Genomic DNA, 15,215 nt, shown 5'->3' with positions numbered 1-15,215 from the left:
AACGAGCTTTGGGACAGCCGGTTCCGGACCCAACGCGGTGTGGTGACTTTTTCGTGTGCCGGTCAGGCGCGCGGCTTGGCAGCCTGAACGGATTTTAGCGACGCCGTGTGGTTGAGCATATAGGCGAGCCCCACCAGAAACAGGATGCCGGCGCCCAGAATGACGCCATCGAACAAAGGATCTGGTTGCCGAGGGGTTTTGACCACCTGCAGCACCATGCTGAGCACGGTCCCGGTGGCAAAGACCGCAAGACCCTGCCGCCCCATGGCGCGCAGCGGCGCCGCAAAGCGAGATTGCGCAAAGGTCATCATCAGCGGCAGATGACCCAGGACATAAAATAGCGCCAGCGCATGCAGTAGCCGCGGCAGCGCCAGATACGACTTGTCGAACCAGGTGATGTAGAACGGCGCCCCCGCGTCTGCGAGGTGGGCGAGGACATCGCGCCCGGCATCCCCGACTGCCGGTATCTTCATCCAGAGCAGGATGAAGATCACCAAAGCCGCGGCCAAGGCAAAGAGCGCCGGATGATAGGGAATGAACCGCTGCCCCGTCTTCATCGCCGCACCCGACAAAAGCCCGGTCACGAACAACAGCTGCCAGGAAAACGGATTGAAGAACCAGCCGCCAGCGGTTGGAAAATTGGGCAGGTTGAGGCGGAACTGCCCAGCCAGCGCCCAAAGCGCGATCGAGAGGCCGAACATCAGCCATGGCCGCTTGAGCCCGACCATCATGAAGACTGGCGTCATCAGCAGCAGCGTCGCATAAAGCGGCAGGATGTTGAGATATCCCAGCTGGTGCGTCAGCAAGGGAATGCCGATCAAGCTGCTGAGTGGCTGGCTGAAGAGCGGCGCGATGTTGTTCCTGGCCAGAACTTCCGGCAGGTCGAACCATAGGGCCGCCGCCGCAAAGATTGCGAGGCAAATCATGGTGATGGAGAGATGCACGAAATAAAGCTGCCGTGCCCGTGCCCACACCCGCGCGATCGCCGACCACAGGCTGCCCGACCGAAAACTGTTGGAATAGGCAAGGCCCGCCGCCACGCCCGACATGAACACAAAGGCTTCCGCTGCGTCGGAAAAGCCGAAATTGCGGTTGGTATAGTTCTCGTAGAGCGTGCCCGGCACGTGGTTGATGAAGATCATCACCAAGGCTATGCCGCGGAACATGTCGAGGCGCGGATCGCGGCCTACCGGCAGGCCGCTCGTGTCCCTTGAGGAGGCAAGCAACCAGGCATTGCGGAAGGCAGAAAAAAGCCCCGCAGAGCGGGGCGCCGCGCTAGGCAGCGACATGGGCGGTCCTCGGCACCGCCGTTTTAAGAGGCGGACTGTTCGCGATCATCGGCTCGGTCGCGGCCCATTGGGCCACGATCGCCTGCTGCTCCCTTATCACGGGAGAAGGCGAGGCTTCCATCTCCGTTCGGAACAGCCAGGGCAATTTCCGCCGCGTCGGCCGCGAGGTCAGTGAGATCAGAAACGGCGCCGCCAAGGCCGGCACGGTTGCAGGCGCAACCCAAAGGGCAGTGTCAGGCGCAAAAACCAGGGTACTGGCCAGAGCGGCGAAAGCCACCAGCACCATCCACCAGCTGGCGCGCAGCGCAGTCCTAAAACTCACGAAGTTCTGCCCGCGCTGCGTTGCCGGCCAACCGCCATCGAGGCCCAGCAGCACCTGCGCCACGGCGCGGCTCTGCATCAGCAGCATGGTTGGAGCGAGCACGGTCGACAGCACAATCTCGCCGATCACCGACAGCGTCACCATCGGCGTACGGCCAAAGCGGCGGTTCTGGCCATCGACCATGCCGCGCACAAGGATCAGGATCTTGGGCAGCACGAGGATCGCGGCCACGGCTAGGCCCAGCAGCCAGGGCGACAGCGTCACCTCACCGAAATCCGCCACGACCACGGGCTGGTCGGGGAACAGCGCCGCCGCCATGCTGGTCGCCAACAGCGCCAGCCACAGGGGCGAGGCGAGATAGGCCATAATGCCCTGGATGAAGGTGAAGCGGCTCCAGAATTTCAATCCAGGCGCGCCGATCAAGCGGCCATGCTGGATATTGCCTTGGCACCAGCGGCGGTCGCGTTTGGCATACTCGATGAGGTTATCTGGGGCTTCCTCATAGGAGCCCTTGAGCGCCGGATCGACCTCGACCTTCCAGCCGGCACGCGACAGCAGTGCCGCCTCGACATAGTCGTGGCTGAGGATATGACCGCCAAAGGGAGGAGTGCCGGAAAGTTCCGGCAGCCCGCAGGAGGCGGCAAAGGCCCGCACCCGCACCATGGCGTTATGCCCCCAATAAGGACCTTCCTTGCCCTGCATCAGCGCCGCGCCGCGCGCAAAGGTGGGGGACAGGTAAGCCGCCGAAAACTGGATCGAGCGGCCGAACAACGTCTTGGCATGGACGATATGCGGCACGGTCTGCAGCAGCCCGAGCTCGGGATCGGCCTCCATGCGCCGCGTCATCTCGAGGATGGTCTCGCCTTCCATGAGGCTATCGGCATCAAGGATCAGCGCGAAATCATAGGCCGCGCCGGAGCGCGAAACGAAGTCCTCGATGTTGCCGGCCTTGCGGCCGATATTGCGCTCGCGGCGCCGGTAAAACATGCGGCTGGCGCTGTCCCGTTCGAGCAGGAGCCGTTCGAACTGCACTAGCTCCTGCGCCGCAGCCTCGATCGCCTGTGTGTCGGAGAGGACCGCAAAATGGAAATGCTCCGCCACGCCGAGCTTAAGCAAGCTCCGGTTCATCGCAGCGATGCGCGAAAAGGTGGCGATCGGGTCTTCGTTGTAGATCGGCACAAGAATGGCGGTGCGGCTCTTGAGCGGCCCACCCCGCATCGGCTTTCGCCGCGAAGGCGCGAAAACCCCCAAGACGGCAGCCGCGCTGCCCCACACGAGCCAGAAGCCGCTGAAGGCGACCAGCGCGGCACGAACCAGGTCCAGTGCCGTCAGTCCCCCGACGCCCGTAAAGCTCAAGAAGAGCCACGTGCCATAAAGGCTGAGGCCCAAGGCCAGCAGCAAGGCACCACAGCGAAAAAGGGACGGTCTGATCATCAACGCTTCGTTAACGACCCGCGAACGGCCAAAGTGTGGCGCGCAGCGTCTGCATCAACGAGCGGCGCGGCTCGAGCTGTTGCTTGGGCATGTCCAGCGGCGCATCGGGCAGGCCAGCGAAGAAGGGGAATTCGCCAGAATGTTTCATGCGTTGGGTCTCCACTGGTAGAGCCAGGTTTCGGTAAGCTTGCGGCCAAGACCGACGAGATAGGCCTTGAGTTCGACAGTCGCGCCCGGCTCGGTCTCGACGTCCATGACCAGGCGCCAGGCGCCATTGGCATCTACGCGCGACAGCACCGAATTGCGCATCACCCCACCGCCGACCGTCGCCAGCACATCGAGCGGGGTCCCGGGCGGCAGTGCATCGAGCTCGCCGCCCTTGAAGTCGACCACGAATTTGCGGAGGCTTGCCGCGTTTTCGACACCTGAAACGCCGCCGACGCCGCCACGCGTTTCCGCGACATAGGCCATGGCCGGGTTGTCTTCGGGATCGAGGTCGCCCCAGACGACGCGATAGCTATATTCGCGGCTTTCGCCAGCCAGCGCCGGTTCGGCAGGGATCCAGAAGGCAACGATATTGTCGTCTGCCTCTAGCTTCGCCGGAATTTCGATAAGCCGCACCATGCCGGTGCCCCAGGCGCCCTGCGGCTCGATACGCACCGACGGACGGCGCTCGTAATGGGCGCCCGCATCCTGGTAGGTCTCGAAATCGCGGCCACGCTGATAGAGCCCGAAAGCCTTGGGATTGGTTTCGGCGAAATAGGAATTGCCGAGCCAGGCGGAATTGTTGAGGGCCCGCCACATGATCTCGCCGCTCTCGCGCTCGACCAAAAGGCCATTGCTGTCATGCACTTGCGGCCGATAGTCGTCGAAGCCACCGCGATTGGCTTCGGCGTAGAGGAACATCGAGGTCAGTGGCGCCACGCCCACTTCCTTGAGGTCGGTGCGGAAATAAAGCCGCGCCGTAACGTCCATCGTGGTTTCCTGCGCCCCGTCATGGGCCGGCTGGATCACGAAGCGATAAGCGCCGGTAACGCTGGGCGATTCCATTGCTGCGTAGACCGTCAGCGGTCCGCCGGCCTCGGGCTTTTCGACATAGAACTCGGAAAAATGCGGAAATTCTTCCGGCAGGTCGATCCAGGAATTGACCACCAGCCCGCGTGCGCTCGCGCCATAAATGTTGCCGCGACCCAGGGCGCGGAAATAGCTGGCGCCCAGGAACGACACCAGCTCGTCGAGCGGCGCATCGGGGCTGTTGAGCGGATAGTTGACGCGCAGGCCCGCCACTCCGGCGAACTCGCCCTGTGCGGCGTCGCCGACAGCGACGTCGTGATAGAGGAAGTCGTCGGCGCCGAAATGCACCAGGTTTGCCGTGCCGCCCTCGATTTCGAACACCTTGACTGGCTCGGTATAAAGCCAGCCGGGATGAAAGGCCTGGAGGCGATAGCCGGCCGGATCGTCAGCCCACTTGCTGCGTTCGGCGCGATACTGGATCAGCCGATAAGCGTCGTAATCGAGGCTTTGAAAGGCCGGCGCAATTTCCGGAATGACCGGTGCATGCGGCCCGGCAGCCAGATCCTTCATGCGGGCGGAAAAATTGTCGAAGTCGAAGGCAAAGCTATCATCGCCCTGCGCAAAAGCCGGACGGCTAAGCGCGGTCGAGGACATAAGCAGCAGCGAAAAGCCCAGGCCTGCCAGAACGCTCCGGCGATTGGGCTGGGGGGACTGAAAACGCGTCACATCGTTGCCTGTGTTTGGTACTCGCCCTGTTCTTCGGCAACTGCGCAACGGCGACTAGATCAAAAAGTTGACGCATAGCTCCCTTGCGCTGGGGGCATGACAAAAACCCGTTTTCTCAAATGCTTAACAGGCTTTTGCCTCAGGCCTCGGCTGGCTGTTCCATCCGTCCCGCGGCCCGGTCGAACCCCTGCGCGATGGCTTCGCGCATAGCCTGCCGGGCAGCCGCCGGGTCACCCTGCCCGATGGCCTCGGCTATGCGCCGATGCACATCGACGGTCACCGCGAGGGCCGACGGCTGGTTGACGGGAGACGAAATCGTAAACGCCGCCGTCAAAGCCATTTCCACCAGGGCACTGATCGAAGCCATGAACGGATTTCCCGAAGCCTCGGCCACGACACGGTGGAATTCGAGATCGTAACGCGCGAAGTCGGCCGGCGTTTCCGCCCCCGCCATATTTCCCACGCAGGCGACCAGCGCCTTGGCTTGGCTTTCATCGGCGCGTTCCGCCGCCAGCGCCGCTGCCTCGATTTCGATGCCGATCCGCACTTCCGCCAGACTGCGCAAAAAGCTGACATCGGGCCCGAGCTCGAAGAACCAGGCGAGCACATCGGCATCGAAGAGGTTCCAGCGGTTGCGCGGCAAGACACGCGTGCCGATCCGCGCCCGTGCCTCGATCAGGCCCTTGGCCGCCAGCGTCTTCAGCGCCTCGCGCAAGACGGTGCGCGACACGCCGAACCGCTCTAAGAGCTCGGTGTCGGCCGGCAGGATCGAGCCTTCCGCATAGTGCCCAGAGACGATGGCAAAGCCCATCTGCCAGAGAACGTCGGTATGGAGGTTGCGCGCCGGATTGCGGCCGGAGAGCGCGGCGATCAAGTCGCCCGAATGCCGCGCGCGTCCTGCGGACCTGTCCATGCCATCGCCTCCCTCATGCCGCGCGACCTAATCACAGGCCCATAAGTATGACAATAACACGCGGCTAGACATTGGGCGCTTCGCCGCGCCATGGTCTCAGCCGTTTCGTTATTAAAGGATATGCCCATGACCAGCCCCGCCACGATCGACCAGGTTCTCCAAGCGGTGGATGGCGGGCTAGATGCGAGCCTCGAGCGGCTGTTCGCGCTCCTGCGCATCAAATCCATTTCGACCGACCCGGCCTTTGCCGCCGAATGCCAGAAGGCCGCCGACTGGATCGCCGCCGAACTCCAGAATCTGGGCTTCGATGCCGCCGCGCGCCCGACCCCCGGCCACCCGGTCGTCGTCGCGCATGGCCCTGAGCAAGCCGGCCCGCATGTCCTCTTCTATGCCCACTATGATGTCCAGCCGGTCGACCCGCTCAATCTCTGGCACACCGACCCCTTCGATCCGCAAATCGTCGAGCGCGACGGCCGCAAGATCATCGTCGCCCGCGGCGCATCCGACGACAAAGGCCAAATGCTCACCTTTATCGAAGCCTGCCGCGCCTGGAAGGCGGCAACCGGCTCCCTGCCGATCCGCGTCTCTCTGATGCTCGAAGGCGAGGAAGAATCCGGCGGCAAGAACCTGCCGCCCTTCATGCGCGACAATGCCGAAGAGCTCCGCGCCGATATCGCGCTCGTCTGCGACACCGATATGTGGGACCGCGAAACCCCCTCGATCACCACCATGCTGCGCGGCCTCGTGGCCGACGAGATCGAGATCACCGCCGCCGACAAGGACCTTCATTCCGGCATGTTCGGCAATGCCGCGCGCAACCCCAACCAAGTCCTCGCCGAAATTATCGCCAGCCTCCGCGCCCCCGATGGATCGGTGACCCTCCCCGGCTTTTACGACGACGTCGCCGAAATCTCCCCCGAGCTCAAGGCGCAATGGGCCGGTCTCGGCTTTGACGAAAAGGCCTTCCTCGGTAGCGTTAACCTCGCCACCCCGGCCGGCGAACAATCCCGCTCGGTGCTTGAAATGCTCTGGGCCCGCCCGACCTGCGAGATTAACGGCATGATCGGCGGCTATACCGGCGACGGCTTCAAGACCGTCATTCCCTCCAAGGCCAGCGCCAAAATCTCCTTCCGCCTCGTCTCCGGCATGCAGCCCGACAAGATCCGCGCCGCCTTCCGCGCCCATGTCGAAAAGATGCTGCCCCCCGACTGCACGGTCAAATTCACCCCCCACGGCAACTCCCCCGCCATCACCGTCCCCGCCGAAGGCCCATTCCTGCGCCAGGCGCTCGAAGGGCTGACCAGCGAATGGGGCAAGCAGGCCGTGATCACCGGCTCGGGCGGCTCGATCCCCGTCGTCGGCGACTTCAAGAAAATTCTGGGCCTCGACACCCTCCTCATCGGCTTCGCCCACGTGGACGACCAGATCCACTCGCCCAATGAGAAGTACGACTTGGAAAGCTTCCACCGCGGCATCAGGAGCTGGGTAAGGGTGCTGGGTGCTTTGGCGCAGTAAGGCCCCCCACCCAACCTCCCCCGCAAGTCGGGGGAGGAGCTTGATCGAGTTCAACCCACCGGCCAAACTCCTCCCCCTTCTGCAGGGGGAGGCCGGGTGGGGGTCTCTCTCCTAAAACACCGCCAGTGCCAAGATCCCCAACACCGCCGGCACCGCCTGCACCAGCAAAATCCGCCGGCTCTTCGTCGTCATGGCCCCAAAAATCCCCGCCACCGCCACACAAGCCAGAAAAAACAGCGCGATCTGCCAGCGCGTCGCCGGATCGGGATGGACGAGGCTCCAGATCAGCCCCGCCGCCAGGAACCCGTTATAAAGCCCTTGGTTCGCCGCCAGCACCTTGGTCTGACGCGAAAACTCCGGCGTCATCCCGAACGCCTTCTGCCCGCGCGGGCTGTCCCACCACACCATTTCGAGCAGGACGATATAGATGTGGATCAGCGCCACCAAGGCGATGATCACGAAAGCAAGAGCGTCGCTCATGCGTCCACCGCCACATCCAGTGCCAGTTCCACCATTTCCGACAGCGACGATTGCCGCTCCTCGGCGCTGATCTCCTCATGCGTCACGAGGCAATCGGTCATCGTGCAAATGGTCAGCGCCTTCACATCGAACCGCGCCGCCAGCGTATAAAGCGTCGCCGCTTCCATCTCCACGCCAATTACCCCGTGCTCGGGCAGCTTGTCATAACCGGCAAACCCGTCCTGGTGATAAAAAATGTCCGAACTCAGCATGTTGCCGGCGTGAAATTTGAGCCCCTTGGCATCTGCCTTGTCAGCCGCCGAGCGCAACAGCCCAAAGTCGGCGATCGGCGCATAATTATAGGGCCCGAACCGGCCCTTGACGATCGAAGAGTCCGTCGTCGCCCCCTGCGCCAGGATCACGTCGCGCACCTTGACCTTGGCGTTGAGCCCGCCACAAGTGCCGACGCGGATCAGCGATTTGACCCCAAAAACATTGATCAACTCGTGCACATAAATGCCCAGCGACGGCTGCCCAATGCCCGAGGCCTGCACCGACACCGGCTTGCCCTTCCACGTGCCGGTATAGCCGAGGCAATTGCGCACTGAATTGACCAGCCGCGGCGCCTCGAAAAACGTCTCGGCGATCCACTTGGCCCGCAACGGGTCCCCCGGCAGCAACACCGCTTCGGCATAGTCGCCCGGCTTGGCATGGTTGTGCGGCGTCATAGTGCGTCCTCGTTTGCAATGGGTGCCCTTTCTTACCTCTCCCTTGGGGGAGAGGTCGACCCATCTTCGGGTCGGGTGAGGGGGCCTTGAGAGAGCTCGGATAGGCCCCCTCACCCGCCGCTGCGCGTCGACCTCTCCCCCAGAGGGAGAGGTGAGAAAGGCCGATGTCTTGACCTCGACACATGTCAGGTCCATCTACGCAATCGCACTGGGAGAGATAGAAAAATGGTCGCAAAAATCTTCATCGATGGCGAAGCCGGCACGACGGGTCTGCAGATCCGTGAGCGCCTCGCCAACCGTCGCGACCTCGAAGTGCTCTCCATCGCGCCTGAAAAGCGCAAGGATCAGGACGAACGCAAGCGCCTCCTTAACCTGGCAGACGTCGCCATCCTATGCCTCCCCGATGAGGCGGCCAAGGAAAGCGTGCGGCTCATTGAAAACGACACGACCCGCGTCATCGACGCCTCGACGGCTCATCGCGTCGCCGAGGGCTGGGCCTATGGCTTTGCCGAAATGGATGTCGGGCAGACCGAGGAAATCCGCAATGCCCGCTATGTCGCCAATCCCGGCTGCTGGCCCCAGGGCCTCATCGCCGGCCTTCGCCCGCTGGTCGAAGCACGCATCGTGCCGGGCGATTACCCCGTCTCCTACCACGGCATTTCAGGCTATTCCGGTGGCGGCCGCCAGATGATGGAAGAATATGAAGCGCCCGGCGCCGTGATGAGCCAGTTCGCGCCCTATGCCTTGACCTTCGTGCACAAGCACCTGCCCGAAATGAGCCAATACGCCCACCTCAACCGCTCGCCGCTCTTCGAGCCGGTGGTCGGCAATTTCGCGCAAGGCATGCACACCTCGGTGCCGCTCCATCTCGACATGGTCGCCGACATCCCCACCGGCAAGCGCCTCCACGAAGTGCTGTCCGACCACTACGCGTCGATCCCCGACAGCTTCGTCCGCGTCGCGCCCTATGACGAAAAGCTCGGCAAGACCCCTGCGCTCGACCCGCAGGTCCACAACGGCACCAACACGCTGACCCTCCACGTCTTCGCCAATGACGAGATCAACCAGGCCGTGATCGCCGCCGTCTACGACAACCTCGGCAAGGGCGCGTCCGGGGCTGCGGTGCAGAATCTGAACATAATGCTGGGCGTCGACCCAAAGGATAGCCTGGCGGCTTAAGCCACCCCCTTCCGAGCGCCGCTAGGCTCCTTCGTCGCCAAGCTCTGCTTGCCTTCCCCTCTGAGGGGGAAGGTAGGCACCTGGTTTGCACACCTACCGCGCCCCACCCTCCCCCTCAGAGGGGAGGGTACCGAAGCTAGGCCGCAAGGCCGTAGCGCAGGTAGGGAGGGGGTGTCTTCTCCCTCCCACAAACTCAATCTATCCCGCTTGTCCCCATCCTTCCATCTCGCGCTATTCTCCCCCCATCAGCCGGGTGGAGATGGGGTTGCAACGATCAACCGCCCGGCGACAGTCGGGAGGGGTCTTTATCGTTGAGGATCCTGGGTCCGCGGACGGGGAGGCGAAATCCTGCCCTAAGACGCTGCCTGCCAGAAAGCCCGGCGCCCCGAGACGTCTTGCGTCTCACAAACTTAACTACTCACGAGGCGAAAGCCGTCTCGGGGCTCCATCATTCACCGGCCCGGGGAGCAGAAATGTAGCCCGGCGCATCGTCTTGCGCCGCAACCGTACCCACGCGTACGGTTTCCGCTTGACCACCATCCCGCTTCACGGCATGACGCTGGCAACAGCGAGGTCCCTTGCCCCATGGAAAAGTTCACCACCCTGACCGGCGTCGCGGCGCCCCTGCCGATCATCAATATCGACACCGATATGATCATCCCCAAGCAGTACCTGAAGACCATCAAGCGCACCGGCCTCGGCGTCGCGCTGTTCAGCGAAATGCGCTACAACGAGGACGGCTCGGAAAACCCCGATTTCGTCCTCAACCAGCCCGCCTATCGCCAGGCCAAGATCGTCATCGCCGGTGATAACTTCGGCTGCGGCTCCTCCCGCGAGCACGCGCCATGGGCCCTGGCCGACTTTGGCATCCGCTGCGTCATCTCGACGAGCTTTGCCGACATTTTCTACAACAACTGCTTCAAGAACGGCATCCTGCCGCTGGTCGTCACCCCCGATCAGCTCAAACTGCTGCTCGACGACGCCGAGCGCGGCGCCAATGCGACGCTGACCGTCGACCTCGAAGCCCAGACCATCAAGGGTCCGGACGGCGGCACGCTCCACTTCGATATCGACCCGGCCCGCAAGCACATCCTGCTCGAAGGGCTCGACGACATCGCCGGCACGCTTAAGTCCGATCCCGCCATCACCTCGTTCGAGACGACAATGTCGTCCCAGCGTCCCTGGCTCTAAGGAACCCACATGGTCCAGCGCGTTTCCACCGGCTCCCCGTTCGAAGCCACTTTCGGCTATTCCCGCGCTGTGCGCCACGACGACACCGTCTATGTCTCCGGCACCACCGGCTATGACTATGCCACCATGACCATGCCGGAGTCGGTCGGCGAGCAGGCCAAAAACGCCCTCGCCACCATCGACAAGGCTCTGCGCGAAGCCGGCTCGTCCATCGAGGACACCGTCCGCGTCGTCTACTATGTCGGCGACCGGTCCCTGGTCGACGAGGTGGTTGCCGCCGTCGGTCCCGTGTTCAAGGACATCCGCCCCGCCGCCTCCATGCTGATCGTCCAGATGATCGAAGCCGGCATGAAGATCGAAATCGAAGTCACCGCCCGCATCGGCGCCGCCAACTCCTAAAAGGAAATCGTCATGGCCACCCATTCCCTTTTCCTTCTGCCCGGCGACGGCATCGGCACCGAAATCATGGTCGAGGCCGAAAAGCTGATCGACTGGACCAACAGCGAACAGCTGACCGATTTTTCAACGGACAGCGGCCTTGCCGGCGGCGCCGCTTATGACAAGCACCAGGTCGCCATCACCGACGAGGACACCGAAAAGGCCAAGGCTGCAGACGCCGTGATCTTTGGCGCCGTCGGTGGCCCCAAGTGGGATAATGTCCCCTATGGGCACCGCCCGGAAGCCGCGCTGCTGCGCCTCCGCAAGGAACTCGCCGTCTTCGCCAACCTGCGCCCCGCCATCTGCTATCCGGCGCTGGCCGATGCCTCTTCGCTCAAGCGCGAACTCGTGGAAGGCCTCGACATCCTGATCGTTCGCGAGCTGACCGGCGGCGTTTATTTCGGTGAACCCAAGACCATCACCGATCTCGAAAACGGCCAGAAGCGCGCCATCGACACCCAGGTCTACGAGACCTACGAAATCGATCGCATCGCCCGCGTCGCCTTCGACCTCGCCCGCACCCGCAACAACAAGGTGCACTCGGCCGACAAGAAGAACGTCATGAAGTCGGGCGTGCTCTGGGACGAAGTGGTCAAGGGCGTCGGCAAGGACTACGCCGATGTCGAACTGCACCACATCCTGGCCGACAACGCCGCCATGCAGTTGGTGCGCAATCCCAAGCAGTTCGACGTCATGGTCACCGACAACCTCTTCGGCGACATCCTCTCCGACGTCGCCGCCATGCTCACCGGCTCGCTCGGCATGCTGCCCTCCGCTTCGCTAGGGGCGCCCGATCCGGTGACCGGTAAGCGCAAAGCCTTTTACGAGCCCGTGCACGGCTCGGCGCCGGACATCGCCGGCAAAGGCATCGCCAACCCCATCGCCATGATCGCCTCCGTCGCCATGGCCCTGCGCTATTCGTTCAACATGATCGAACTCGCCACCCGCATCGAAAACGCCATCTCGGCCGTGCTGAGCGATGGCCTGCGCACCGGCGACATCGCCCAGGACAATCGCAAGACCGTCGGGACGGAAGAAATGGGCGCAGCGATCCTGGCAAAGCTCAAGGCTTAAAAGCGCCCCTCATCCGCCCTTCGGGCACCTTCTCCCGCAAGGGGAGAAGGCCACCCTCCAACCCCTCAGTCGGGACCCCTTCTCCCCTTGCGGGAGAAGGTGGCGCGCAGCGCCGGATGAGGGGAACCTTTGTTTCCAAAAAATATCCCCGGCCTCACGGCCGGGGATATTTTGTCTCAGCGGCGTTGATCGACCTTCTCGGCCAGCCACGTTTTAATCAGCGACTGGTAAGGAACGTCCAGCTTGTTAGCGGTCATCTTGATCTGGTCGAGCAATCCCTGCGGCAGGCGCAGGGAGATCGATGTCGAACTGGGTTTAAGGTTTGGCAGCACCACTCGCTGCGCCTGGCTCCAATCTACATATTCGGCGGAGTCGTGGCTTTCCCAAAACAGGCGTTCTTCCCCTTCGCTGGCAAATTCCGGAATGGGCTTAAGGGCCTTGCTCATAATCCTTCCGCTCCTCGCGGTTCATGTCTCTTGCGGAGATCACTCGAATTCTGGTGCCGTCTTGCCTCAGCGTGAAAGTGATGTGCAACAGACGGTTTTGATCCGTGTGACCGAGCGCGTGAACCCGCGCTTCATGCTGGCTATGCTGTTGATCGGCAACCAGCAGAAGCGGCTGGTTGAAGAACGCCTGCTCGGCTTCGCCCTGACTGACGTGATGCTTGTCGACGCTCTTGCGGGCATTACCGGCATCCCATTCAAATCCAGCTATGCGGCTCCAGTCGATCATGAATGTATATTGCCATCATATGCACCGATTGCAAATGGCAGCAAAAAGCCCCGGTGTCTCCACCGGGGCTCTGGTCATTCAGGCTGGACAGAAACTTACTCTGCAGCAGCTTCTTCCGAACCGGCAGCAGCCTTGGCGGCGCGTTCTTCAGCGCGTTCCTTGGCCTTGGCGCCCGGCTCGCCGCTCTTGGGGTTGTTGCGGGCTTCGCGCTTCATGAGGCCGGCAGCGTCGAGGAAACGCAGCACGCGGTCGGTCGGCTGGGCGCCGACGGAAACCCAGTGCTTGGCGCGTTCGGTGTCGAGCACGACGCGATTTTCGGCGTCCTTGGCGAGGAGCGGGTTGAAGGTGCCCAGCTTCTCGATGAAGCGGCCATCGCGCGGCGAACGGGCGTCGGCAATGACGATGTGGTAGAAGGGGCGCTTCTTGGTGCCAGCGCGGGCAAGGCGGATCTTGAGGGACATCTTGGTTCCTAAAAGGTTGAAAGGATTACTTTTTCTTGCCCAGGCCGGGAAGGCCTGGGAAACGGGGCGCTCCGCCAAGACCAGGCAAGGCCGGTCCGCCGGAAGATTTCAGAAGCGAGCCGACATCGGTCGGCAGCTTGTCGGTCATGGGCAGGTCGGCCGAAGGCAGGCCCTTGAGCTGCTCGGGATTGATCCCGGCCTGGCGCGCCATCTGCTCGAGCTGCTTGGGGTCCATCTTGCCGAGGTCCGGCATGCCACCGAGCATGCCGCCCATCTTGCCGCCGAACATGCCACCAAGCGCGCCCATGCCGCCCTTGGAAACCTTCTTCATCATGTCCGCCATCTGGCGGTGCTGCTTGGCAAGCTTGTTGATTTCGCTGACCTCGACACCGGCACCGGCAGCAATACGCTTGCGTCGGCTGGCATTGAGAAGATCGGGCTCGGCCCGCTCCTTCTTGGTCATCGAATTGATGATGGCGATCTGCCGGTCGAAGACCTTTTCGTCGATATTGGCACCGGCCATGGCTTTCTTGAGCTGGCCTGCGCCCGGCATCATCGACATGAGCCCGCCCATGCCGCCCATCTTCTTCATCTGCGTCAGCTGGCTGCGCAGGTCGTCGAAATCGAAGGAGCCCTTCTTGAGCTTCTTGGCCATCTTGGCCGCGTCTTCGGCCGTGACGTGCTCGGCCGCCTTTTCGACCAGGCTGACGATGTCGCCCATGCCAAGGATGCGGTCGGCGATGCGCGAGGGATGAAAATCTTCCAGCGCGTCCATCTTTTCGCCGACACCGATCAGCTTGATCGGCTTGCCGGTGGCTGCACGCATCGAAAGCGCCGCACCACCGCGGCCGTCGCCATCGACGCGGGTCATGACGATGCCGGTGACATCGAGGCGCGTATCGAAGGAGCGGGCGACGTTGATGGCGTCCTGGCCAGTCAGCGCGTCGACCACCAGCAAAATTTCATGCGGATGGGCAATGTCCTTGATGCTGACGGTTTCAACCATCAGCTCTTCATCGACATGGGTGCGGCCGGCGGTGTCGAGGATCAGGACGTCATAGCCACCGAGACGCCCCTCGCGCTCGGCGCGGCGGGCGATTTCGACCGGGGTTTCGGTCGAAACGATCGGCAAGGTATCGACGCCGACCTGTTCGCCGAGCACACGCAGTTGCTCCATGGCAGCGGGGCGGCGGGTATCGAGCGAAGCGAGAAGGACCTTTTTCTTCTGCCGGTCCTTGAGACGCTTGGCGATCTTCGCGGTCGTCGTGGTCTTGCCCGAACCCTGGAGACCGACCATCAAGAGGGTCACGGGCGCCGGGGCATTGAGATCGATGGTGACGGCGTCCGAACCCAGCACCTGGACCAGTTCGTCATTGACGATCTTGACCACCTGCTGGCCGGGCGTCACCGAACGGGTGACTTCGGCACCAACGGCGCGCTCGCGCACCTGCTCGACAAAGGCCCGGACCACTTCGAGCGACACGTCGGCTTCGATCAGCGCCCGGCGAATTTCGCGCATGGCGGCATCGACATCGGCCGCGTTCAGCGCGCCGCGTCCACGAAGCCCGTCAAAAATTTTGCCAAGCCGGTCGGAAAGGCTCTCGAACATTTTTGGTCCTACTCGTTCGGGAAATCCGCCGAGATGTGGTGTTCCTTTGGGCAAATGCAAAACCCACCCGCGGGCGCAACGCGCTGGCGGATGTTAGCCTCCGGGATCGTCGAACCCTGGCGGGGTCCCGG

The 15,215-nt window shown here is 62.9% G+C and carries 16 protein-coding genes; 5 read left to right on the top strand and 11 right to left on the bottom strand.

Going from position 1 to position 15,215, the window contains the following annotated elements:
- Nucleotides 1-62: 62 nt before the first annotated feature.
- The 5 genes from JI748_RS15945 to JI748_RS15925 all read right to left on the bottom strand — a co-directional run bounded on the left by JI748_RS15945 (nt 63) and on the right by JI748_RS15925 (nt 5,698).
- Nucleotides 63-1,289: an OpgC family protein gene (locus JI748_RS15945; RefSeq protein ID WP_201632942.1), complete on the bottom strand. Its 1,227-nt coding sequence runs from the start codon at nt 1,287-1,289 to the stop codon at nt 63-65.
- Complete coding sequence (mdoH, locus tag JI748_RS15940) at nt 1,276-3,045, bottom strand: glucans biosynthesis glucosyltransferase MdoH (protein WP_201632939.1); 1,770 nt, start codon at nt 3,043-3,045, stop codon at nt 1,276-1,278. The genes JI748_RS15945 and mdoH overlap by 14 nt, the downstream gene beginning before the upstream one ends.
- 10 nt (nt 3,046-3,055) lie before the next feature.
- Nucleotides 3,056-3,193: a hypothetical protein gene (locus JI748_RS15935; protein ID WP_201632936.1), complete on the bottom strand. Its 138-nt coding sequence runs from the start codon at nt 3,191-3,193 to the stop codon at nt 3,056-3,058.
- Entirely contained in the window at nt 3,190-4,785 is a 1,596-nt protein-coding gene (locus JI748_RS15930) for a glucan biosynthesis protein (protein ID WP_233280559.1), read from the bottom strand. The genes JI748_RS15935 and JI748_RS15930 overlap by 4 nt, the downstream gene beginning before the upstream one ends.
- A gap of 139 nt (nt 4,786-4,924) precedes the next feature.
- Nucleotides 4,925-5,698, bottom strand: coding sequence for a FadR/GntR family transcriptional regulator (locus JI748_RS15925; protein ID WP_201632933.1), 774 nt, complete (start codon nt 5,696-5,698; stop codon nt 4,925-4,927).
- Between the two features lie 120 nt (nt 5,699-5,818).
- Between JI748_RS15925 and JI748_RS15920 the strand changes: the two genes are divergently transcribed.
- Entirely contained in the window at nt 5,819-7,213 is a 1,395-nt protein-coding gene (locus JI748_RS15920; RefSeq protein ID WP_407644928.1) for a M20/M25/M40 family metallo-hydrolase, read from the top strand.
- 111 nt (nt 7,214-7,324) lie between these two features.
- Here the strand turns inward: JI748_RS15920 and JI748_RS15915 are convergent, their stop codons facing one another.
- Nucleotides 7,325-7,693, bottom strand: a complete 369-nt coding sequence (locus JI748_RS15915) for a DUF1304 domain-containing protein (RefSeq protein WP_201632927.1) — start codon at nt 7,691-7,693, stop codon at nt 7,325-7,327.
- Nucleotides 7,690-8,400, bottom strand: a complete 711-nt coding sequence (deoD, locus tag JI748_RS15910) for a purine-nucleoside phosphorylase (protein WP_201632924.1) — start codon at nt 8,398-8,400, stop codon at nt 7,690-7,692. Before deoD ends, JI748_RS15915 begins: the two co-directional genes overlap by 4 nt.
- 225 nt (nt 8,401-8,625) lie before the next feature.
- Between deoD and argC the strand changes: the two genes are divergently transcribed.
- The 4 genes from argC (at nt 8,626) to leuB (ending at nt 12,282) form a co-directional block, all read left to right on the top strand.
- Nucleotides 8,626-9,579 (top strand): N-acetyl-gamma-glutamyl-phosphate reductase, encoded by a 954-nt coding sequence (argC, locus tag JI748_RS15905; protein WP_201632921.1) that lies wholly within the window; start codon nt 8,626-8,628, stop codon nt 9,577-9,579.
- 585 nt (nt 9,580-10,164) lie between these two features.
- The gene (gene leuD / locus JI748_RS15900) at nt 10,165-10,770 is read left to right on the top strand and encodes a 3-isopropylmalate dehydratase small subunit (RefSeq protein WP_201632918.1); all 606 of its coding nucleotides are present in this window, start codon (nt 10,165-10,167) and stop codon (nt 10,768-10,770) included.
- A 9-nt stretch (nt 10,771-10,779) separates the two neighbouring features.
- On the top strand, nt 10,780-11,169 hold the full coding sequence (locus JI748_RS15895; protein ID WP_201632914.1) for a RidA family protein: 390 nt from the start codon (nt 10,780-10,782) through the stop codon (nt 11,167-11,169).
- A 12-nt stretch (nt 11,170-11,181) separates the two neighbouring features.
- On the top strand, nt 11,182-12,282 hold the full coding sequence (gene leuB / locus JI748_RS15890) for a 3-isopropylmalate dehydrogenase (protein WP_201632911.1): 1,101 nt from the start codon (nt 11,182-11,184) through the stop codon (nt 12,280-12,282).
- A gap of 176 nt (nt 12,283-12,458) precedes the next feature.
- Here the strand turns inward: leuB and JI748_RS15885 are convergent, their stop codons facing one another.
- From JI748_RS15885 to ffh, 4 genes are all read right to left on the bottom strand, one after another.
- Nucleotides 12,459-12,728 carry a BrnA antitoxin family protein gene (locus JI748_RS15885; RefSeq protein WP_201632908.1) on the bottom strand — a complete coding sequence of 90 codons (270 nt, stop codon included), beginning with the start codon at nt 12,726-12,728 and terminating at the stop codon, nt 12,459-12,461.
- Complete coding sequence (locus JI748_RS15880; RefSeq protein ID WP_201632905.1) at nt 12,712-13,014, bottom strand: BrnT family toxin; 303 nt, start codon at nt 13,012-13,014, stop codon at nt 12,712-12,714. The genes JI748_RS15885 and JI748_RS15880 overlap by 17 nt, the downstream gene beginning before the upstream one ends.
- A 95-nt stretch (nt 13,015-13,109) precedes the next feature.
- Nucleotides 13,110-13,475, bottom strand: coding sequence for a 30S ribosomal protein S16 (rpsP, locus tag JI748_RS15875; protein WP_164532884.1), 366 nt, complete (start codon nt 13,473-13,475; stop codon nt 13,110-13,112).
- Nucleotides 13,476-13,500: 25 nt separating this feature from the next.
- Nucleotides 13,501-15,084 (bottom strand): signal recognition particle protein, encoded by a 1,584-nt coding sequence (gene ffh / locus JI748_RS15870; protein WP_201632902.1) that lies wholly within the window; start codon nt 15,082-15,084, stop codon nt 13,501-13,503.
- Between the last annotated feature and the right edge of the window lie 131 nt (nt 15,085-15,215).

The sequence above is a fragment of the Devosia rhizoryzae genome, assembly GCF_016698665.1.
GTDB lineage: Bacteria > Pseudomonadota > Alphaproteobacteria > Rhizobiales > Devosiaceae > Devosia > Devosia rhizoryzae.
This window is presented reverse-complemented; position numbering and strand designations above follow the sequence as displayed.

What these genes read in the sequence shown, in the direction of transcription:
- JI748_RS15945 (WP_201632942.1), bottom strand. Translation starts at nt 1,289, where the DNA reads ATGTCGCTGCCTAGCGCGGCGCCCCGCTCTGCGGGGCTTTTTTCTGCC.
- JI748_RS15920 (WP_407644928.1), top strand. Translation starts at nt 5,819, where the DNA reads ATGCCCATGACCAGCCCCGCCACGATCGACCAGGTTCTCCAAGCGGTG.
- mdoH (WP_201632939.1), bottom strand. Translation starts at nt 3,045, where the DNA reads ATGATCAGACCGTCCCTTTTTCGCTGTGGTGCCTTGCTGCTGGCCTTG.
- leuD (WP_201632918.1), top strand. Translation starts at nt 10,165, where the DNA reads ATGGAAAAGTTCACCACCCTGACCGGCGTCGCGGCGCCCCTGCCGATC.
- JI748_RS15935 (WP_201632936.1), bottom strand. Translation starts at nt 3,193, where the DNA reads ATGAAACATTCTGGCGAATTCCCCTTCTTCGCTGGCCTGCCCGATGCG.
- JI748_RS15915 (WP_201632927.1), bottom strand. Translation starts at nt 7,693, where the DNA reads ATGAGCGACGCTCTTGCTTTCGTGATCATCGCCTTGGTGGCGCTGATC.
- JI748_RS15895 (WP_201632914.1), top strand. Translation starts at nt 10,780, where the DNA reads ATGGTCCAGCGCGTTTCCACCGGCTCCCCGTTCGAAGCCACTTTCGGC.
- deoD (WP_201632924.1), bottom strand. Translation starts at nt 8,400, where the DNA reads ATGACGCCGCACAACCATGCCAAGCCGGGCGACTATGCCGAAGCGGTG.
- JI748_RS15925 (WP_201632933.1), bottom strand. Translation starts at nt 5,698, where the DNA reads ATGGACAGGTCCGCAGGACGCGCGCGGCATTCGGGCGACTTGATCGCC.
- ffh (WP_201632902.1), bottom strand. Translation starts at nt 15,084, where the DNA reads ATGTTCGAGAGCCTTTCCGACCGGCTTGGCAAAATTTTTGACGGGCTT.
- leuB (WP_201632911.1), top strand. Translation starts at nt 11,182, where the DNA reads ATGGCCACCCATTCCCTTTTCCTTCTGCCCGGCGACGGCATCGGCACC.
- argC (WP_201632921.1), top strand. Translation starts at nt 8,626, where the DNA reads ATGGTCGCAAAAATCTTCATCGATGGCGAAGCCGGCACGACGGGTCTG.
- rpsP (WP_164532884.1), bottom strand. Translation starts at nt 13,475, where the DNA reads ATGTCCCTCAAGATCCGCCTTGCCCGCGCTGGCACCAAGAAGCGCCCC.
- JI748_RS15880 (WP_201632905.1), bottom strand. Translation starts at nt 13,014, where the DNA reads ATGATCGACTGGAGCCGCATAGCTGGATTTGAATGGGATGCCGGTAAT.
- JI748_RS15885 (WP_201632908.1), bottom strand. Translation starts at nt 12,728, where the DNA reads ATGAGCAAGGCCCTTAAGCCCATTCCGGAATTTGCCAGCGAAGGGGAA.